22 protein-coding genes are annotated in these 20020 nt (G+C 47.4%); 11 read left to right on the top strand and 11 right to left on the bottom strand.

Annotation, left to right across the window (positions count from 1 at the left end; all coding sequences use genetic code 11):
* Window positions 1-19: 19 nt before the first annotated feature.
* Together ACR0QN_RS01615 and ACR0QN_RS01620 are read right to left on the bottom strand one after the other, a co-directional pair.
* A complete protein-coding gene (locus ACR0QN_RS01615) occupies window positions 20-1765 on the bottom strand; it encodes an ammonium transporter (RefSeq protein ID WP_432649437.1) in 1746 nt (581 codons plus the stop codon).
* 386 nt (window positions 1766-2151) lie between these two features.
* On the bottom strand, window positions 2152-2877 hold the full coding sequence (locus tag ACR0QN_RS01620) for a tRNA threonylcarbamoyladenosine dehydratase (RefSeq protein WP_432649438.1): 726 nt from the start codon (window positions 2875-2877) through the stop codon (window positions 2152-2154).
* 299 nt (window positions 2878-3176) lie between these two features.
* Between ACR0QN_RS01620 and ACR0QN_RS01625 the strand changes: the two genes are divergently transcribed.
* The 8 genes from ACR0QN_RS01625 to ACR0QN_RS01660 all read left to right on the top strand — a co-directional run bounded on the left by ACR0QN_RS01625 (window position 3177) and on the right by ACR0QN_RS01660 (window position 10812).
* Window positions 3177-3785, top strand: a complete 609-nt coding sequence (locus ACR0QN_RS01625) for a sigma-70 family RNA polymerase sigma factor (protein ID WP_432649439.1) — start codon at window positions 3177-3179, stop codon at window positions 3783-3785.
* 138 nt (window positions 3786-3923) lie between these two features.
* Window positions 3924-4199, top strand: coding sequence for a zinc-ribbon domain containing protein (locus ACR0QN_RS01630; protein ID WP_432649440.1), 276 nt, complete (start codon window positions 3924-3926; stop codon window positions 4197-4199).
* A 181-nt stretch (window positions 4200-4380) separates the two neighbouring features.
* Complete coding sequence (locus ACR0QN_RS01635) at window positions 4381-5421, top strand: leucine-rich repeat domain-containing protein (RefSeq protein ID WP_432649441.1); 1041 nt, start codon at window positions 4381-4383, stop codon at window positions 5419-5421.
* A 96-nt stretch (window positions 5422-5517) separates the two neighbouring features.
* Window positions 5518-6573 (top strand): 3-dehydroquinate synthase, encoded by a 1056-nt coding sequence (gene aroB / locus ACR0QN_RS01640; RefSeq protein ID WP_432649442.1) that lies wholly within the window; start codon window positions 5518-5520, stop codon window positions 6571-6573.
* A 25-nt stretch (window positions 6574-6598) separates the two neighbouring features.
* Window positions 6599-7825, top strand: coding sequence for a 3-phosphoshikimate 1-carboxyvinyltransferase (gene aroA / locus ACR0QN_RS01645; protein ID WP_432649443.1), 1227 nt, complete (start codon window positions 6599-6601; stop codon window positions 7823-7825).
* Between the two features lie 30 nt (window positions 7826-7855).
* Entirely contained in the window at window positions 7856-8947 is a 1092-nt protein-coding gene (gene aroC, locus ACR0QN_RS01650; protein ID WP_432649444.1) for a chorismate synthase, read from the top strand.
* 40 nt (window positions 8948-8987) lie between these two features.
* Window positions 8988-9551 carry a DUF4364 family protein gene (locus ACR0QN_RS01655; protein WP_432649445.1) on the top strand — a complete coding sequence of 188 codons (564 nt, stop codon included), beginning with the start codon at window positions 8988-8990 and terminating at the stop codon, window positions 9549-9551.
* Between the two features lie 16 nt (window positions 9552-9567).
* Window positions 9568-10812, top strand: a complete 1245-nt coding sequence (locus ACR0QN_RS01660; RefSeq protein WP_432649446.1) for a galactokinase — start codon at window positions 9568-9570, stop codon at window positions 10810-10812.
* Between the two features lie 48 nt (window positions 10813-10860).
* Here ACR0QN_RS01660 and ACR0QN_RS01665 read toward each other — a convergent pair whose 3' ends face one another.
* From ACR0QN_RS01665 to ACR0QN_RS01685, 5 genes are all read right to left on the bottom strand, one after another.
* The gene (locus ACR0QN_RS01665) at window positions 10861-11313 is read right to left on the bottom strand and encodes a helix-turn-helix domain-containing protein (protein WP_432649447.1); all 453 of its coding nucleotides are present in this window, start codon (window positions 11311-11313) and stop codon (window positions 10861-10863) included.
* Between the two features lie 125 nt (window positions 11314-11438).
* Window positions 11439-12113, bottom strand: coding sequence for a hypothetical protein (locus ACR0QN_RS01670; RefSeq protein WP_432649448.1), 675 nt, complete (start codon window positions 12111-12113; stop codon window positions 11439-11441).
* Between the two features lie 15 nt (window positions 12114-12128).
* Window positions 12129-12749 carry a hypothetical protein gene (locus ACR0QN_RS01675; RefSeq protein WP_432649449.1) on the bottom strand — a complete coding sequence of 207 codons (621 nt, stop codon included), beginning with the start codon at window positions 12747-12749 and terminating at the stop codon, window positions 12129-12131.
* Between the two features lie 51 nt (window positions 12750-12800).
* Window positions 12801-13712: a type IV pilus biogenesis protein PilM gene (gene pilM, locus ACR0QN_RS01680; protein WP_432649450.1), complete on the bottom strand. Its 912-nt coding sequence runs from the start codon at window positions 13710-13712 to the stop codon at window positions 12801-12803.
* Window positions 13713-13737: 25 nt separating this feature from the next.
* A complete protein-coding gene (locus ACR0QN_RS01685) occupies window positions 13738-14919 on the bottom strand; it encodes a type II secretion system F family protein (RefSeq protein WP_432649451.1) in 1182 nt (393 codons plus the stop codon).
* A gap of 247 nt (window positions 14920-15166) precedes the next feature.
* Here ACR0QN_RS01685 and ACR0QN_RS01690 point away from each other — a divergent pair, with 247 nt between their 5' ends.
* The 3 genes from ACR0QN_RS01690 (at window position 15167) to ACR0QN_RS01700 (ending at window position 17668) form a co-directional block, all read left to right on the top strand.
* Entirely contained in the window at window positions 15167-16852 is a 1686-nt protein-coding gene (locus ACR0QN_RS01690; RefSeq protein WP_432649452.1) for a GspE/PulE family protein, read from the top strand.
* Window positions 16853-16898: 46 nt separating this feature from the next.
* Window positions 16899-17078, top strand: coding sequence for a hypothetical protein (locus tag ACR0QN_RS01695; protein WP_432649453.1), 180 nt, complete (start codon window positions 16899-16901; stop codon window positions 17076-17078).
* Window positions 17079-17251: 173 nt separating this feature from the next.
* Complete coding sequence (locus ACR0QN_RS01700; RefSeq protein ID WP_432649454.1) at window positions 17252-17668, top strand: hypothetical protein; 417 nt, start codon at window positions 17252-17254, stop codon at window positions 17666-17668.
* Between the two features lie 148 nt (window positions 17669-17816).
* On the opposite strand, the gene ACR0QN_RS01705 is transcribed toward ACR0QN_RS01700, so the two are convergent.
* Genes ACR0QN_RS01705 through ACR0QN_RS01720 form a run of 4 tightly spaced genes read right to left on the bottom strand, consistent with a single transcriptional unit; the run spans window position 17817 to window position 19699 of the window.
* Window positions 17817-18119, bottom strand: coding sequence for an NUDIX domain-containing protein (locus ACR0QN_RS01705; protein WP_432649455.1), 303 nt, complete (start codon window positions 18117-18119; stop codon window positions 17817-17819).
* Window positions 18120-18171: 52 nt separating this feature from the next.
* Complete coding sequence (locus ACR0QN_RS01710; protein ID WP_432649456.1) at window positions 18172-18411, bottom strand: hypothetical protein; 240 nt, start codon at window positions 18409-18411, stop codon at window positions 18172-18174.
* Between the two features lie 6 nt (window positions 18412-18417).
* Complete coding sequence (locus ACR0QN_RS01715; RefSeq protein WP_432649457.1) at window positions 18418-19407, bottom strand: phosphotransferase enzyme family protein; 990 nt, start codon at window positions 19405-19407, stop codon at window positions 18418-18420.
* A complete protein-coding gene (locus tag ACR0QN_RS01720) occupies window positions 19400-19699 on the bottom strand; it encodes a DUF2087 domain-containing protein (RefSeq protein ID WP_432649458.1) in 300 nt (99 codons plus the stop codon). The genes ACR0QN_RS01715 and ACR0QN_RS01720 overlap by 8 nt, the downstream gene beginning before the upstream one ends.
* Window positions 19700-20020: the final 321 nt, after the last annotated feature.

The raw sequence follows: 20020 nt of genomic DNA on the forward strand, positions 1-20020 counted from the left end.
AGCAAACTTTTAAGTTTTATCAGTTTTCAGCGTCCTGAAGAGCGTCATAGCCATTCTCGCCTGTTCTTACTCTTACAACGTCCTCAACATCGTAAACGAATATCTTACCGTCTCCGATATGACCGCTGTAGAGAGCCTTTCTTGCGGCTTCAACGACTGTTTCAACGGGAACCTTGCAGATAACTACCTCGACCTTGATCTTAGGCAGGAGCGTGGTCTCGATGGGAACACCACGATACATTTCGCCTGCACCCTTCTGAGTGCCGCAGCCAAGGATATTGGTTACTGTAAAGCCTGTTACACCAACATCGCTGAGAGCATTCTTGAGGTCATCAAACTTGCCCTGCTTGCAGACGATGGAAACCTTGGTGTATTTGTTCTTTGCGTTGGGATCTCTCTCGATATGAGGACGGTTCTCCACAACGGGAACAGCCGCTGCAACGGGAGCAGGATCCTCAACTGTAGACTTGCCTGTGAAGATGGAGATGGACGAGTTAGCAGGCATAAAGTCTGCATATGCGGAAGGAAGACCGTGCTCTGTGATATCGAGACCTCTTGTCTCCTCCTCTGCGGAAGCTCTGAGACCGATAGTGGACTTGATGATGATGAAAGTAATTGTAATGGTAACTGCTGTCCAAGCTGCAACCGATACAACACCAAGTGCCTGGAGACCGAGAAGTCCAAATCCGCCGCCGTAGAACAGACCATTCATTGTGCACTCGGGAGCAGTTTCTGTTGCGAAAAGACCAACTGCAAGAGTACCCCAGATACCGTTCATCATATGTACGGCAACCGCACCAACGGGGTCATCAATGTGGAGAACGTGGTCAAGGAGCCATACGCCGAATACTACTAAGAGACCCGAAACAACGCCGACCATTGCAGCACCGAAGCAGTCCATTACATCACAGCCTGCTGTGATACCAACAAGACCTGCAAGAGAAGCGTTAAGGCACATTGAAACATCGGGCTTGCCATATTTTAACCAAGTAAAGATCATACATACAACTGTTGCAACTGCGGGAGCTACTGTTGTTGTAAGGAAGATGGAGCCGAGCTGAGAACCTGTGGTTGCTGCTGCGCCGTTGAAGCCGTACCAGCCGAACCAGAGAATAAAGCAGCCGAGAGCACCTATTGTAAGTGAATGTCCGGGGATAGCGTTTACCTTTGTAACCTTGCCGTCCTTGTCGGTAACGAATTTACCGATTCTCGGGCCAAGGATCTTTGCGCCGATGAGAGCGGAGATACCGCCGACCATATGAATTGCACAGGAGCCTGCGAAATCGTGGAAGCCAAGCTGTGCGAGCCAGCCGCCGCCCCATATCCAATGTGCTTCAATGGGATAAATCAGACCGCTGATAACTGCTGAATAGATGCAGTAGGAAAGGAACTTGGTTCTTTCAGCCATTGCACCCGAAACGATAGTCGCTGTGGTCGCACAGAACACAAGGTTGAAAACGAAATTGGACCAGTCGAAATTTTCATAGCTTGTGAAAATATCGAAGCCGGGCTTTCCGATAAGACCCATATAGTCTTCACCGAGGAGAAGACTGAAGCCTATCGCAATAAACATTACCGTACCGATACAGAAATCCATCAGGTTTTTCATTATGATGTTTCCTGCGTTCTTGGCTCTTGTGAAGCCCGTTTCTACCATTGCGAAGCCTGCCTGCATAAAGAATACCAATGCAGCGCCGATGAGGAACCAGATACCGAACACTTCGCCCAGAACGGACTCCTGAACGGTCATAAGTTCTTCTGTCATAAAAATCACCCTCCATTTTTTAAAACAAAAACGGCGATATAAAAAATGCAATTCCCTGAGATTGCTCTTGCATTTTTTACAGCGCCGTTGCTGTTTTTTCTATGGTTTAATTATACATTGTTATTTACCGTTTGTCAAGGGCTTTTTGAAAATTTATGCAATAAATCATATTTGTTCCTGCATTTTATATCTGCTATTATTGCATTTTCACACTTTTATGATATTTTATGAATTTTGTATTTTGATAAATTGCATATTTTGAAGTCTTTTCCTGCAGATCCGCATAAATGTGCTTGATATAGTCTTGGTTGCAAGCAAAATAAAACTGCCCTGCATTTTTAGCAGAGCAGTTTTATACTATTACGGCATTTATCAAATTTCACCTGTTATTTCTTAATACCCGCAATATCCTTAATGACCTCCCCCGCAATAATAAGCCCCACCACCGAGGGTACAAAAGCCACCGACCCGGGTATCATTCTCTTTTTGCAGTCCTCTTCCTCACAGTCGGAAGTTCCGTTGGGTGTAACGGGAATTTCCTTTGAATAAACCACCTTGAGGTGCTTTATCCCTCTGCGGCGAAGTTCATATCTCATAACCTTTGCAAGGGGACATACGGAGGTCTTGTAAATATCCGCCACCTCAAAAGCTGTGGGATCAAGCTTGTTGCCTGCACCCATAGAGCTGATGATAGGCGTGCCGCACCTGTCCGCATTCATCACAAGTTCAATTTTACCAGAAACGGTATCAATGGCGTCCACCACATAATCAAACTCCGTAAAATCAAACTCTCCTGCAGTCTCGGGAGTGTAGAAAACAGGGCGCTTCACCACTTTGCATTCGGGAGCAATATCCTTGATGCGAGCCTCGGCAGCGTCGGTCTTGAGCATTCCTACGGTGCTTTGCAGGGCTATTATCTGCCTGTTCAGATTTGTAAGGCTCACCCTGTCGCTGTCAATAAGGTCAATTGCTCCCACTCCGCTTCGTGCAAGGGCTTCGACCACATATCCGCCCACTCCCCCTACACCGAACACAGCCACACGTGAATTTTTCAGCCTGTCCATAGCTTTGCCGCCCAGCAGCAGCTCCGTCCTTGAAAATTCATTCAGCATTTTCATTCGTCCTCTTTCTTTGATTTACTTTAATATAGTATATCATTCTTTTCAGAACTTTGTCAATGTTTTATAATGTCCTCTTGCATTTTATAAAAGAAAATATGTAACATACGCCTTTTCTATCAGCAATATGCACAAAAGCAATGTATAAATAATAACTTTTATAACAAATATTTGTATTACGTTTAAAATTTATTAAAAAGGCTCTTGACAAAAAGGAATAAATAGGTTAGAATAAGAAAAAGCAAAGGTTATACCCTTTTGCTGTCAATGTGTTTTTTCACGGGGGCAATGCTATGACTGCTGACCGCAGCGATAATAACGATAATCTGTGCGGCGCAGAACGATGCGATGTGCTGTCCGAGCGCTCCGACGAGGAGCTGGTAATGCTCTGCCGTGAAAACAAGCTTTGCGTTTCCTGTTACAGCGAGCTTGTCTACCGCTATTTTCCTCTTGTAAAGAGCAAAGCGGCGGCAATATGTCCCGATCCTTCCGCCTATGACGATTTTATTCAGGAGGGTATGCTCGGGCTGCTGAGCGCAGTCAGAAGCTTCAAGGACGATAAAAGCTCAAAATTTTCCTCATATGCCTACACCTGCGTTGTGAACCGTATGAAGACTGCGGCGGCAAAGCTGAGAGGTCAGCAATTTGCCGAGGATAACAGCGACAGCGAAGAACCTGCAAGCTCTCTCACTCCCGAAAGCATCATCATTCAGAGGGAGATCTTCAAGGAGCTTGAAAACACATTATCTCCTATGGAAAAGCGCTGCTTTCTCCTTCACCTCTCGGGGCTGTCCTTTGAGGAGATCGGAGCAAGGCTCGGGATTTCGGAAAGATCCGCAAAAAATGCCGAAAGCCGTGCAGGAGCAAAGCTTCGTGGGAAGCTCGTCGGAAACGACGGATAATTTACGTGCATTTGAGCAATGCTCATCTGTATATATGCGGCCAAGTAGCTTAATCATTCAGAGCGTTGTTTATCAAAGGTGTCGGTGCGAGTCCGTCCTCAGGTCCAATCAAAATTTATTTAAGCGAGGGAAATTAAAATGTACGAAGACAAGACATTAGTATGCAAGGAATGCGGCCAGGAGTTCGTATTCACTGCAGGCGAGCAGGAATTTTACGCTGAAAAGGGCTTTGAGAACGAGCCTCAGAGATGTAAGAGCTGCCGCAGCGCACGCAAGAACGGCGCAAAGGGTGAAAGAGAGATGTTCGAGGCTACCTGCGCTTCCTGCGGAGGAGTAGCAAGAGTTCCTTTCAGACCCAGAGAAGATCGTCCCGTTTACTGCAGCGAGTGCTTCGCTAAGATGAAGGAAGAATAATTCCGGAGGACTTTATTTGTGAGTCTTGCCCGATTTGCCGTCTTGTGGCGGCAGGTCGGGTTTTTTGTTTTGATTTTTATCTTTCAAAACTATTGACAATGAGGAAAAAATATTTTATAATAAACTTGTATAGGTGTCTGCTTATATCTGGAATTATCAAGTGAGAAAGGCGGTGCTCCGGGTGAAAATACGATATCTTGTTCTGACTGCTCTTACGGTCATATCAATGCTTTTCCTTTTCACAGGCTGTTCTGACTCCAACGATGTTTCCGCCGCAGAGGCAGGCAATGCGGAGCTTTCCAAGGACGAGCTTGTGTCCAAGGTTGACAGCCTTGAAAGTCAGCTTGCCGAGCTTCAGACCGAAGCTGCTCCCACTCTGATACCAAAGTCAAAGCTTGATTATCTGAACGGCTCCGACCTTCCCGAGGTCAGCGCCGCTGTCAGCGCCAAAGAAAGCGCTATGGCGGATATCCCCGAGACCATCACCATAAAAGGCGTGGAGTATTCCACATCTCTCACATCTCTTACTCTGAACAATATGGGGCTTACCAACGAGGATATAGCCGATCTGAAATATATGCTGAACCTCACCGAGCTTCACATTTACCAGAACAACATCAGCGACCTTACCCCCATAATGGGTCTTACCAATCTCCAGACCCTTTCTCTTTTCAAGAATAACATTTCCGACCTTACTCCAATCGCAGGGCTTACAAATCTCCGCACTCTTTATCTGAGAGATAACGAGATAAAGGATATTTCGCCCCTGAAAAATCTGGTAAATCTTACCAATCTTGACCTTTCCGACAACGAGATAACGGACATTTCCGCTCTCGAGGGTATGAAGGGTATGAAGCTCCTTAAATTAAACGATAATAAGATAAGCGATATATCGCCCCTTGAGGGTATGGTGATGATGGATCGTCTCCATCTGCAGAATAATAACATCACCGACATTTTCCCTCTGTGGCGTATGAATGCTGTCACCGAAATATACATAGACGGCAATCAGATAACCGACATCACTCCCCTTGCGGAGCTTAAAACTATGGGCTGGCTCAAGCTTTCCGACAATCCCATCGAAGATCTCAGTCCCGTTTATGAGCTTGACAGTCTTAAAAAGCTGTACATCATCAACGTTGACCTCAGATACACATCTGATTTCAACGAGTATGAGTATCTGGAAACTCATCTTCCCGACTGTGTTATTGTGACAAATTAGCTTTATGAGATAAAAATGTGACTCTGCCCGCTTTAACAGAGTCACTTGATTTTTTTCAAAATCACTTGATTTTTTCCGAAAGGATGTTATTAGTTTATGGAAACCATTACCGTGAACGCCTCCGAAAAATACGACGTTATCATCGGCGGCGGACTGCTGAAAAACTGCGGTGAATACGTAAGAAAGGTCACAAAAGCCGAAAAGATAGCCCTCATTTCCGATGACAACGTAAGCGGGATACATTCGGACAAGGTGAAAAAATCCCTCAGCGAAGCGGGATTTGACGTTTGCAGCTTTGTATTTCCTCACGGGGAGGCTTCAAAATGCTCGGACACATTAAATAAGATTTACGGTTTCCTTGCACAAAATCATTTCACAAGAACAGACTGCATCATAGCCCTTGGCGGTGGCGTTACGGGCGATATGGCAGGCTACGCTTCTGCCACATACCTCAGAGGAATGGATTTTATACAGCTCCCCACCTCTCTCCTTGCACAGGTGGATTCTTCCGTCGGCGGAAAGACCGCCATCGACATTCCCGAGGGAAAAAATCTTGTGGGTGCGTTCAAGCAGCCCAAGCTTGTTTTATGCGATACCGAAGCCCTCAGGACTCTCCCCCGTGATTTTCTCATTGACGGAATGGGCGAGGTCGTTAAATACGGAATGATAAAGTCCGCACCTCTTTTCGATATCCTTTTAAATCACGATATTGACAGCATCTGGGAGGTTATGGAGGATATCATTGCCCGCTGCGTTTCAATAAAGCGTGACGTGGTGGAGGCGGACGAATTTGACAAGGGCGAGAGAATGCTCCTCAATTTTGGTCACACCCTCGGTCACTCCATAGAACAGTATTACCATTACACAGGAATTTCCCACGGCAGAGCGGTGGCAAAGGGAATGGAAATGATCACCCGTCTTGCCGAGAGCAAAAATATGTGCAGAAGCGGTCTTACGGACGAGCTTTTGACAGCTCTCAAAAAATACTGCCTTGACATTACCGTTGAACCGGAAGCAAAGGACCTGGGCGGCGCTTGTCTTAATGACAAAAAAAGAGCAGGCAGCAGCATAAGTGTAATAATCTGCTCGGATATCGGCGTTTCCTCGGCAGTAAAAATGACAGTTGATGATTTTGAAAGCTTCTTAAAGTAAAATTTTCCTTGAAAGCAGGTCTCTTATGGACGTTAAGATCTACCCCTCAAAGCTTATCGGAACGGTAAGCGCCCCCTCCTCGAAAAGCTATTCCCACCGTATGATAATTGCCGCCGCCCTTGCGGACGGTGTCTCGGAAATATCAAACGTCACCGACTCCAATGACATCACCGTCACATCTCAAGCAATGGAGGCTCTCGGAGCGAATGTGCTTGCCGACAGCGGCACATACACCGTCAGAGGCATAAAAACTCCTGCTGAAAAAGCCGAGATAGACTGCGGCGAAAGCGGTTCGACCCTTAGATTTATCATACCCGTTGCGGCAGCCCTGGGAACTACAGCGACCTTAAACGGTCACGCAAAGCTCCCTCAGAGACCCATTACCCCCTACACAAGGGAATTCCCCTCAAAGGGCGTTACCTTTGAGCCTCAGAGCGGTCTGCCAATTACCCTGACGGGAAAGCTGAGAGCAGGCGAATACAACCTTGAGGGAGACGTTTCCTCACAGTTTATAACAGGTCTTATGCTGGCGCTGCCTATGTGTGAGGAGGACTCGGTGATAAAGCTCACCTCCCCTCTCCAGTCAAAGCCCTATGCGGATATGACCATTGCGGCGCTGAAAAAATTCGGCATTGACATAAGAGAAATGTCTTTAAGCAGTCTGCCCATTTATCTTATCAAGGGCGGTCAGAAATACAAGCCCTGCCGCACAGCCGTTGAGGGCGATTATTCACAGGCGGCGTTCTTCTTCACCGCAAATGCGCTTGGCTCGGAGGTAAAGGTCACAAACCTTGACCCAAATTCCGTTCAGGGCGACAAGGCGATACTTGACATTATCTCTTCCTGCGGCGATGATATGAAGCCTTTCACCGCCGATGTTGCCGATATTCCCGACCTTGTTCCCATTCTTGCGGTCTTAGGCTCATTCACAAAGGGAACATCAAAAATCGTTAATGCCGCTCGCTTAAAGCTCAAGGAGAGCGACCGTCTCACCTGCGTGGCAAACGCACTCAACGCCATAGGCGGCAAAGTCACCGCAGGAGACGATTTTCTCACAATGGAGCATATTGATACATTCACAGGCGGCGAGGTGGATTCCTGCAAGGATCACCGTATCGTAATGGCAGCCGCCATTGCCGCCACAGCCTCAGATTCCCCCGTAATCATTCACGGTGCGGAGGACGTAAAAAAAAGCTATCCCCGATTCTTTGACGACTTCAAGTCGCTCGGCGGACAGTTTGAAATATTGTAAGCCGTTTGAAAAGGAAGGAGAAACTAACCGATGTCCTCATTTTGGAACCACAATATCAGCATTTCCCTTTTCGGGGAATCCCATGGTCCTGCTATTGGCGTGACCATTGATAATCTTCCCCCCGGGGAATATATCGACTTAGAGCAGCTCAAGGAGTTTATGGCTCGCCGTGCTCCCCGCAATGATGCAACCTCCACCCACCGCAAAGAGGCGGATATGCCCAGCATTATGTCGGGAATGCTCAATAACCGCACCACCGGCACTCCCCTTATGGCGCTCATTCAGAACACCGACCAGCACTCAAATGATTATAAAAACGTGTCCCACCTTGCCCGTCCGGGTCACGCCGATTATACGGGTGCTGTACGTTATCGGGGATTTAACGATGTGAGAGGCGGCGGTCATTTCTCGGGCAGACTCACCGCTCCTATCGTGTTCGCAGGAGCAGTCTGCGGTCAGATACTCGAGCGCAGAAGCATTTACACAGGCGCTCACATCGCTCAGATACACAATATCAAGGATACCATGTTCGACCCCTGCAATATTGACAGGGAGACAATTATCAATATCCGTCACAAAAAAATTCCCGTTATCAATGACAGAAAGGGTACGGCAATGTACAACGACATCGCCAAGGCAAGAGAATGTCTCGACAGCGTGGGCGGTATAGTGGAATGTGCCATTACAAACGTTCCTGCGGGCATAGGCTCACCTATGTTCGAGGGACTTGAAAACACCATTGCACAGCTGGTTTTCGGTATCCCTGCGGTAAAGGGCATCGAATTCGGAGCAGGCTTCAATGCTTCAAAAATGCTGGGAAGCCAGAATAATGACGATTTCTACGTTGACGACCACGGTCACGTCAAGACAAAGACCAATAATCACGGCGGTATTCTCGGAGGAATTTCAAGCGGTATGCCCATAATTTTCAGAGTGGCATTCAAGCCCACCCCCTCCATCGCCCAGCCTCAGGACACCATTGACTATTCAAATCTCACAAATTCCACCATTGAGATCAAAGGCAGACACGATCCCTGCGTTGTGCTGAGAGCGGTGCCTGTAGTGGAGGCGGCGGCAAATATCGCAATACTTTCGCATATGCTGGATTACCCCAACTTCTGAAAGGGTAAGGATAGCACAGAGGAAAAAGGAGAAAAGAAAAATGTCGGGTCAGCAGATGACAAACCCGGAGCTTAACTCCGTTCACAGCGTTAAAATTCTGCTGTGCTATATTTTAGAAAAGCTTAACCGCCCCGTCACCGAGGAGCAGCTCAGACTCATTTCGGAGGACAGCGGCGTTATAAACTACTTTTACTATTCCGACGCTCTTACAGAGCTTACCGAAAACGGCTCTGTCATTTCGGTAAGCGGAAGCATTGTGCTTACCGAAAAGGGCAGGCTGGGCTCGGAATACTTTAACCGCTACATTCCCCTTGTTTTCAGAAAAAAGCTTCTGAAAGCGGCGTTCGGATTTTTTATCCGTGAACAGAACGAGGATATGTGCTCCTGCACCGTCTCCGAGACCGACGACGGGTGCAGGGTAAACTTTGTGCTCTCGGACGGCGGCAGAGAGCTTATAAATATGAGCTTCTTTGCACCCGATATGTCACAGGGCGACCTTATCGCCGAAAAGATAAAATCTAATCCCACCGGCGCATACAAAAAAATACTGGGCTTTCTTCTTGATAATCCCGAGGAAGAAATAGACGTTGAAAAATACCTTTGATGAAAGGAAAATCACTATGACTGTCAGCGAAAGCACACTTGAAAAGCTCTACGGAGCAAACGCAGTTTCTATGCAGAAAGGCAGATATGAGAACGCTCTTAAAAGCTTTGAAGATATTTACGGCAAGCAGGAAAACATCAGGCTTTTCTCCGCTCCCGGACGTACCGAGATAGGCGGAAACCACACCGACCATAACAGAGGCTGCGTTATGGCAGCGGCGGTGGGACTTGATGTTATCGCCGTTGTTTCCCCCTGCGAGGGAAATATTGTATCGGTAAAATCAGAGGGCTTCCCCGAGGACGTAGTGGACATCTCCGACCTTTCCGTTAAGGAAAACGAGAAAAACTCCTCCGCCTCCCTTATCAGAGGAGTTGCGGCAGGATTTAAGAATGCAGGTCTCAAGGTATGCGGCTTTAAGGCTTATACAACATCAAATGTGCTGAAAGGAAGCGGTCTTTCCTCTTCGGCGGCATTTGAGGTGCTTATCGGGACAATATTCTCCTATCTCTGCAATGAAGGAAGCGTTTCGGCAGTGAAGATCGCTCAGATAGCACAGTACGCCGAGAATGTATATTTCGGCAAGCCCTCGGGTCTTATGGATCAGATGGCTTCATCGGTAGGCGGATTTATCACCATTGATTTCAAGGATACCGAAAATCCCGTTATCGACTCAATCTCCTACGATTTTGCGTCCTCTGGCTACACTCTCTGCATTGTGGACACCAAGGGAAATCACGCCGACCTTACCCCCGAATATGCTGCTATTCCCGTGGAAATGAAATCAGTTGCAAAATTCTTCGGAAAGTCGGAGCTTCGTGATATCACAAAGAAGCAGCTTCTTGATAATATTGCGGAGGTCCGCAAGGCTTGCGGCGACAGAGCTGTGGCAAGGGCATTCCACTTCTTTGATGACAACGAAAGAGTTGGAAAAGAAGCGGCGGCGCTCAGAAGCGGCGATATTGACAGCTTCCTGAAGCTTGTAAGCGAAAGCGGAAACAGCTCCTTCAAATATCTTCAGAATGTTTTCGCTGTAAAGACTCCTTCAGAGCAGGGACTTGTTATGGGTCTGTACATTTCCGAAGATCTGCTTCGGGGCAGAGGCGCTGTGAGAGTTCACGGCGGCGGCTTTGCAGGCACTATCCAGGCATTCGTTCCACACGATCTGCTTGATACATATTCCGAAGCAATGGAAAAGGTCTTCGGAAAGGGCAGCTGCTACAAGCTGTATATCCGTCCCGTAGGCGGAACCGAGGTAAAGTAAAAAATATGCGGTCTGCATTCAAAACCGAATGCAGACCGCTTTTTTGCATTATAGTTCAAAAATGATCCCTATTCCCATCAGCGCTGTCAGAATAAGCGACACCGCCATTCCCACAAATGAAAGTATCTTCATTTTTTTAGAGCCGATCCTTTCGGCATTTTTTACCGCAAAGAACGCCACTATAAATCCGAACAGCGGCGGAAAGGACAAATACGTGAGCATTACCGAATTTAAATATTCACGGTTCTTTGCTGACGAATCCACCTCGACTATCCTGACCTTTACCTCCCGTCCGCTTTCGTCTGCGTCCTCCTTGAGAAGATAATCGGCAGAGCAGTCAAATAGCTTGCTGAGTGCTATTATCTTTTCGGTCTCCGGATATGTCAGGTCGGTCTCCCATTTTGATACGGACTGCCTTGATACGTTAAGTATCTCTGCAAGCTGCTCCTGGGTGTAATTGTTCTCTTTTCTGAGCTTGGAAATTTTTTCGCCTATGGTCATATAAAACGCCTCCTGAATTTTTATTATGCTCTTATCATACCATATTCTCGGAAAATGGCTATAGATCGGGGCGTTCTTTTTGCAAACTGCAGGTTGCACAGGGCATTTTTCGGAAAATTCCTGCACTAATTTACAATATCTTCCTTTTTGTCAACAGGGCTTACGCTTTTAAAAAAGCTGTCGCTGTCATATGTATAAACAGTGAGAACGATATCCGTGCGAACCATTGAACCGATAAGCCCCGAGGAATATGCGCCGTTCGGAGACAGCTCCTTAAAGCTTACCGAACGGACGGAAACGCCTTCCGTTTCGTTTAAGAGATCCACATATCTCAGGGAGCCGCTGAATGAGCCTTCAAAGGAAAGCTCCACATCAATGGGCACGATGTAGCTTGAGTAGTCAAAGGCATAGTCCTCCGCCTGCTTGTTGCCTGCGAAATTATATGGGATAAGGGCACCGCTTTCGCTGTCGCTCATATTTAGAGAAACGGGCGATAAATTCATATTCAGAAGCCTGTCTGTAAGCAGCTCGTCAATGGACTCATAGTTTCCTGCCCGGCAAAATCCCGAGAAAGAATCGTTATAATCATCCTCTGCTCTTTCATAGTTTTTCTTCGATCTGTCATACTCCTCGCTGCGTGAGATAAGAACGCTTGCCTCATCGGAGCATTTGTCAAGCTCGTGGCGGAGCGAATTCACCCTGTCTGCCATAGGGGAAATAAGCAGCAGATAGGACGCCGAAGCCGCCGCCAGCAGCGCTCCGAAATATATCAGCTTTTTGTCGCTGCCTGTAAGTGCCATTTCAATTCCCCTTTCTCATCGGTTTTTCACCGACTCGTTAATGTATCCGTAAAAGCTTGAATCATCGTAAACAGGCTGCCGCTTCATTACCGCTTCAACGGTGTATGAGCCGTCCGCCCTTTCGGAATATCCGCTGTATGTGACCTGGCTGAAAAGCTCCGTTGCCTTGAGCTTTCTCACATAATCGGGGATATTTGCGACATTCCGTACCTGCAGAGTAAAAATCATCTCGCCCTCGCTCTGGGTGCAGGAAATATCGGTAACGCTCATATCCGGAGACGAACAGGATATGACCGTTTCTATCTCGTTTGTTCCGATAACAGGGTATGACTCTCTGATAAGCTTGAAAAGTGATACCCTGTTCGTTTCAGTTTGCAGGACACTTGCTCCCGAAGCATACTCCTCCGCCGCTCTTGCCGTATCTCTCCTCTCCTCAGCTGCCGCACGCTGCTGTGCTATCTGCTCTGTAAGAGACCTTTCCTGAATTTTAAGGGAAAGGGCAGAGCCGATTATGAGCAGGGCAATTCCCAGAGCAGGGAAAAATGCTGCGGCAAATTCTCTCCTGCGCCGCTTCTTTTTCGGATCTTCAAGATATTTTGTATAAAAATTCAGTTCGTGCTTTTTAAGCGTTCTCATAATTTAGCTACCATCTTTCCTGCGGCTGACATCTGTTGAAAAAGCCGCCTGTCATAATGAAATGAGATTTCCAAGACAGTAAATATAATCCGCCATTGAGCCGGCGTCCACATCGGAAATGCCGTTTCCTCTTCTGACGATACAGCCCACAGGTATGGGCAGATCGGATATTTTCTGATTTTCAAATACCGATTCGGCGGCGTGAAATACCTCTGCGTGATCTTCTCCCAGACCGCAGAAGAAAATGTCACGAAGCTCCGTGCCGTATCTCTGTGCTTTATGAAACTGTATCATTGAAGAAACTGCCGCACAGATCTCCTCGGCATATTCCCGTGTTCCGCTCTCGGAAAAGAGGCGCACCCTGTTTGAAAAGCTGTATTTACCGTTAACAAAGAGCAGAAGCAGAAGAATATTCCCGTCGGCGCAGGCGAGAACAAAAGTGCCGCCCTCCGCCGCTCCCGTGAACTTCATATAGCTTATACAGCAGTTCTGAGCGGTGTTTATAGACTTTATACTGCCCTTTATCTCGGAAAAAAGGTCAACATAGCTGCCGATGAACTTCCGTCCTGCGGCATAGGCGAAAACCGAAGCTCCCCCCTCCTTTAACGAAGGCTCGTCCACCGTGTAGTCGATAAGCAGATCGTCCGCATTTTCAACATCGGAAAATTCCCCTCTGATAATGCTCAGGAGATTTTTTTCGCTTGTGACGGGTACTGTCATTGGCTTTAACAGAACGGCTCCCCCGTCTACTGTGAGCCTTATATTCTTTCTGGGGAGCTTATACTGTCTCCAGGCGTCGGCAAGAGCGTTCTTCAACGCCCTGTCGTTGGTGATAACTCCGCCGATAATGGCGTCCCGCTCGGTGGGGACGGTAATGAGCCGTTTCAGGACAATGGTGCCCTTTGAAAAGCTGCCCGCTGCGATACGTATTCCTCCGGGAGAAAAATAAACCGATATATCCATTTTCACGATCATTCCTTTTATGGATTCAGATTGTAAGATAAAGCTCGTAAACGGGGAGCATTATCGAAGCAAATATCAGCAGGGTCAGAAACGCTGCCAAACCGAATATCACACGCTCCGCATTCTCAGACAGCTTCTTTACCGCACGTTCCGATTCGTGCTCCAACGCCTCTGCCGCCGCTGAAAGCATATCTCCCAGTCTGCCCGATTCTTCTCCTGCAAGCACAGCAGATCTGAGCCTTCCGTCAAAGCCGTCGGCACTTTCAAATGCCGCACGAAGGGTGCTGCCACGGCGTACAGACTTTATTGCTTCGTCCACCTGCTTTTCGATATACGCATTTCCGATATCTTCCTTTGCGGCGGTGCAGGCGGAGATCACCGGAAGTCCTCCGCTGTACATTGCCGAAAAGGTGCGGCAGAAACGTGATGTGTATATTATCCGAAAAAGCCTGCCTGCCCTTTTCCTTGTAACAAGCTGTTTTGAAAAATACATCTCCACCGAGGGAATTGCAAAGGTAAGCCGTATGACCGCCGCCGCTGCACCGATAATAAGCAGGGCATACAGCCATCTGTCTCTGAGAAAGCTGCTGATCTGCCGCAGAAATGCCGTAAATGGCGGAAAGGTATCTCCGCCGTACATCTCGGCAAACACGGGGATAACAAATATCAGCGCTGCAAAAAGCAGAAGCACAAGAAGTCCGAGAAGCGCTAAAGGAAATGCCAGGCGGCTTTTGATATCATACCTGCTTTTTTCGTCTTTTTCGTAATGCTCTGCAAGCCGTTTGCAGGCTTCGGGAACGGTGCCGTTTTCCTCTGCGGCGGCTATCATACGGCAGGCAGCCCGAGGAAAAGCTCCGCCTGTGTAGCTCATTGCTTCCGACAAGGGTGCGCCAAGCTTTATGCTTTGGAAAACGCTCTTTACCGCAAGCTGCATATTGCTGCTCATTTCCTCTTTCAGCATTATGCCGAGGACTGTTGTGAGAGTAAGCCCTGCGGAAAGCATTGAGCCTGTCTGACGGAAAAGATCAATAAGCTCCGCCGAGGTCAGCCTCTTTGATGAATGTTTTTCATTTGCTTCCGTACAGCTTATAAGAAAAAGCTGTTCATCTTTCAGAACATCTCTCAGATCACTTTCATCGGCGGCTTCACGCCTGCCGCTGACAGCCCTGCCGTTCAGTGCGGCAGCCTTGTATTTATAGGCAGGCATAAAAACTCCTTTCCCACCGATGGACATCTCCCGATATACGGCTATTTTTGTCAAAAATTTTCTGAATATAATTTTACCACATTCCCCATAAATCGTCAATACCCTTGAATAAGTTTCGGGTATTTTTACACATTCACGTCAGAAAAATTTAATTTTCTCATAAATTTTGCTCCTGCATATTGAAATCTGTACAAAAATATTTTATAATAAAACTATATCAAATTTTTTCATAAAGGGTGTGCCGTGAATGAGCAAAATTATCCCCATAGGCGAGGTCCTCAAGGAGTACGGCTATATTACAGAAGAACAGCTCTCTCAGGCTCTTTCAGAGCAGAAAAAGGACGGCAAACGCCGTCTGGGAACGGTACTGCTGGATATGGGCTTCGTTACCGAGGGACAGATACTGGACGCTATGGGAAAAAAGCTTGGCTGCAAGGTCATTGATCTTGACGCCACAAAGGTAAATCCCAAGGTGGTGGGCAAGCTTCCGAGACAGCTTGCTGAAAAATACTGCGCTCTCGTTATAGATACTGCGGGGGGCAGGCTTATTGTGGCTGTCAGCGACCCATTAAACCTCTATGCTATCGAGGATATCCGTCAGATAACGGGCGCTCAGCTTGAGATAGTCCTTGCGGAGTCCGACCAGATAAAAAGAGCCATCGACTACAATTACACCGATGTGAATGCCCGTTCTGCGGCTATGGCTGCCGACAGGCTCCCCGACGCTTCTTACATTCCACCCAAAGGTGTGTTTGAGGATCTCGAGACAGACAGCGATGTTCCCGTTGTGAAACTTATCAACAGTCTGCTTGTGAAGGCTTGCTCCACGGGGGCAAGCGATGTTCATATTGAGCCGTTTGAGAAAAGCACCTCGGTGCGTATGAGAATTGACGGCGTAGTGCTTGATTATGTGGATATCTCCGCCGCCGTTCACGCCGCTCTTATCTCAAGGCTCAAAATTATGGCAAATCTTGACATTGCCGAAAAGCGGCTTCCCCAGGAGGGGCATTTCAAGACTGTTATCGAGGGATATATGATGAACGTCAGAGTCTCGGTGATACCTACGGTATTCGGTGAAAAGGCGGCGCTGAGATTTCTCTCCAACGAAGTTGTTTCCGACAGCAGCGGACGGTTCGGTATGTCAGATGAGAACAGCGAAAAATTCCTTGAAATGCTCCGCTCCCCCGGCGGCATTATCTACATTACGGGTCCCTCCGGTTCGGGCAAGACCACCACGCTTTATATGGCTCTCGAGCATCTTGCTAAGCAGCAGGTGAACATTTCCACAATTGAGGACCCGGTGGAAAGGACTATCCCGAGAGTAAACCAGATGCAGGTGAACAATCAGGCGGGTCTGACCTTTGAAAAGGGTCTGAGAGCGCTTCTGAGGCAGGACCCCGACATTATTATGCTGGGCGAGACCCGTGATGAGGAGACTGCTCAGATATCCGTAAGGGCAGCGGTATCGGGTCATCTGGTGCTGTCCACCCTGCACACCGGCGACGCTGTATCCTCAATTATCAGGCTCAGGGAAATGGGTATCCCCGAGTATATGATATCCGCCACATTGGTGGGCGTTGTGGCTCAGCGGCTTGTGCGCAGGATATGCCCAAACTGCGGCTATTACGACACTCCCACCAAAGAAGAGCTTGCGGCGCTTGGAGGCAGAGAAGTCCTCAAAATACGCAGGAGCCGTGGCTGTAGCCAATGCAACAACTCGGGCTACAAGGGCAGAACTTCTATCCACGAAATGATTACGGTGGACAGCGAGATACGCCGTATGATAACCGAAGGCTCCCCCAGAGAGGAAATTGAGGAGTATGCAAAGACCGTTCAGGGTATGAAGCCACTTAAAGAAAGTGCCGCAGAACTTGTAAGTATGGGCATTACATCGGTGGAGGAACTTCTGAGAGTGACATATTCGGTGGACTGATAATTACTTTACAAAAATTTTCGTCATTTGAAAGGACATATGTGATATGAAGAAAAAGACCGTGCTTTTAACTGTTATTTCCGCAATTATTGTTCTTATCGCCGCAGGGATATTCATACTGCTGCCGAGGATACAGATAAAAATCTTGCGGAAGATTACATTTTTCCCACCTTTGAGATTACACCTAAAAGCGGCGGATATTTTGAGGATTACGGGGCAGAGATAATTTCGGGTACGGAAGTACAGAACGATATTTTCCGTCTGACGCTGCCCGAAGGCTACGCCCCCGATGATGAGGGAAATTATTCAAACGGGAAGGGCGAATATGTCGAGATCTCGTCCGAGTCTCCCGAGCTGCCCGAGACCCTTGATACAATTGATCTGAGTGAGTTTTTTGATGTGAAGCTTCCCGAAAGGAATGACCTTTCCGAAGCGTACAGAGCGGTGGGCGCAGGAGGCGGAGATACGGTTTTCGGCTCCCTCAAGAGCGCTGTTCTCCTAAAAAAATCAGATTACAGCTTCTGGGATATTGACAAGGCTCTTGCTTTCTGCAAGCTTGCCGAATTGGGCGGAATATATTTCGGCGGCGGCGAGGGAGAGGAAAATTTTGTTTATGAACGTGGGAATGTGAAGGGTATTGTTTCCATAAATGAGGCTCGGAGTTACAAAAACGACGGGGAAAGCGGCGACACTTGTTACAGCGTATTCTTTATGTTCTTTAATGAGAACGACCTTGACACGCCATATTATCTGAATATGACGGTAAGCTCCCCCGAAAATGCTTTCGGCGTTTTAAACTCGGTTGAATTTAATTAAACAGCAAAGCCTGTTCCGCTCCGTAAAAAAGGAGCGGAACAGGCTTGATTTTTTTGTTCTGTTTTTTTGAAAAAAGGCTTGACAAATTAGAATATTTGTGCTATAATATATTTGTGAGGAACGTTTATTCGATTTACATTTCCGTCTCCTAAGGGTACATTGCCCTGTTTCTGTCATATACGTGGGAAATAAATTCGCCGCTGTCGGTCATTGACTTTATTTCGGCGGGTGTGCATATTTTGAAATCGCAGGTCTCCCCCTCCTGCAGTCTGATATCCTTTTCCGAAAAGTCCCCTCGGAATAGATAGAAAAGGTGAATGGCATTGCCGCCGAATCTTCCCCGTCTCACTATCTCGCCCCGATATTCAAGGCTCTCGGAGGCGGCGGAAAGTCCCGTTTCCTCATATAGCTCCCTTACTGCGGCTTCAAGAGGTGTTTCTCCCGATATCACCGCTCCTATTAACTTCCCTCTGCACACCTAATTTTCATTACCGAGCCACAAACTAACAGTCCATACAAAAGTATAAACGACTTACCAGCGGGGGTTCCCCGCCCGTGGTCTCCCAAATTCCGCCGAAATTTTTTTCCGGGCTGCGCTTGGTGATAAGTATTTTTCCATCAAGGTTTACAGGCAGGACATTTGCCACAATATGGAATTTGCCGTCGGGAAGTGGCTTTCCCCTTTCGTGGGTCTCACCTAAGGGTTCACGTTTTTCATTGTATAGATCCCATAGCTCGGGCATTGTTACTCAGCTCCTTAAATTTTTTTCAAGGTGTTCCGTAAGCATTTCTTCATTCTTTTCAAACCACCTCAGAAGGGCGGTGGAAAATTCTGCTTGTCTGAGATATATCACGCTGTTTCGGGAATCAGATGCATAATACTGTGCATAATAATCGCATACCGCAAGCTGATAATAAAAAAGTTTTACCGACATTTTTATATCATACTCATTAAGCTCCCCAAAGGAAAGATAATGAGAAAAATAATCCCGAAGTCCCTCGGGAGATATCTCGCCCTTAGCACACTCGGGTGCGGCATAGACATAGGAACGGACTATTTCCCATACGGCAGGGTGAATGCAGGCTGTTGTCCAGTCGATAACGGCGTTTATCTTATTCTCGGAGCAGATGAGCTGGCTGATGAAATAATCGCCGTGAGTGGGCGTCAGGGTGAGCCTGTGAAGGTCAAAGGTGAAGCTCGGGAAACGCTTTATCATTTCGATACGGTATCTCAGTTTCTCTGCCGTTTTTTCATCACTTCGTGCTTCGGCGGTCAGTAGGGTGATTTCATAGGAGCGCAGGGCATTTTCGGGGGTCATATATCTGAAAAAGTCCTCGCCGATCCCCGATTTCAGTCTGCTGTAATTTTTCAGAGCGGCGTGTATTCTGCCCAGAGTTTCCGCTGACTCCCGTAGAATAGAAAGCGGGGCGGTGTTCCAATCGAAAACCTGTCCCGAAATGTATTCCTGAACGTGAAAGAGCCGCCCTTTTTCATCGGTGCTGATATATTCCCCGTTTTTGTTCTTTACAAACCGACAGACGCTTATTCCCTTATTTTGCAGATATTCGCAAAGGGCAGGCTCGGCGCAGGGGTCGTTCATCTCGCTTAGTGACGGGAATTTTACAACGAATTTTCCCTCTTGGCAGTCTGCAAAAAAGGTTTCGGAGCCTGCACCGTTAGCTGAGCGCTCAAGCTTTGTCACATTAAGACCATACATTTTTTTCAGAAGCTTATCCATATCTTTTTTCAAGCTCCTCTATTGTAGGCTGCACCTTTTCAAGGCTGTATTTCGTGCCGTCGGGAGTTCGGGTTATGAAACGGTGAGTGAAAAGCTCCCTGCGGAGGGTGGCGGGGTCATTGAAGCTGTGCCACCTGTTAAGAAGCTCGTTTATTTCCTTTTCCGTATATATCCTGTCCGCTTCAATCTTTTTCGACAGGTAGATAAGCGCATAAAGCTTCATTTTCCGTTTGGCGGGATAGGCGGTCAGCACCCCGTTTTCATCAAGAAAGCTTCTTAGTATTTCAGTCATTTTTATAGCCATCCTTTTATGAGAGTTTTGTGTTTTCGAAGCAAATCGAGGCGACAGCCGAAGAAACAAAACTCGTTTTGAAAATCTTTGATTTTCAAACTCAGTCTGTCGAAAAAGAAATGACAATTGTATAATCTGCACAAACTTATAAGGAATTTGCTTTGTCAAAAACGTTCCACCGGAACGTTTTTGAGGGTAAGTGTGCTTGAGCGCTCTACAAGGGGAGGCGGTCGTGTCCGCCTCCCCTCGAAATGCTGTCGCATTTCTCACCCCTTGCACCGTTTTTGAAGGATAAAAGGGGATTTCGCCCTCTGCGGAGGG

Origin of the sequence: Huintestinicola sp., assembly GCF_050874005.1 — a bacterium.
Taxonomy (GTDB): Bacteria; Bacillota; Clostridia; order Oscillospirales; family Ruminococcaceae; genus Huintestinicola.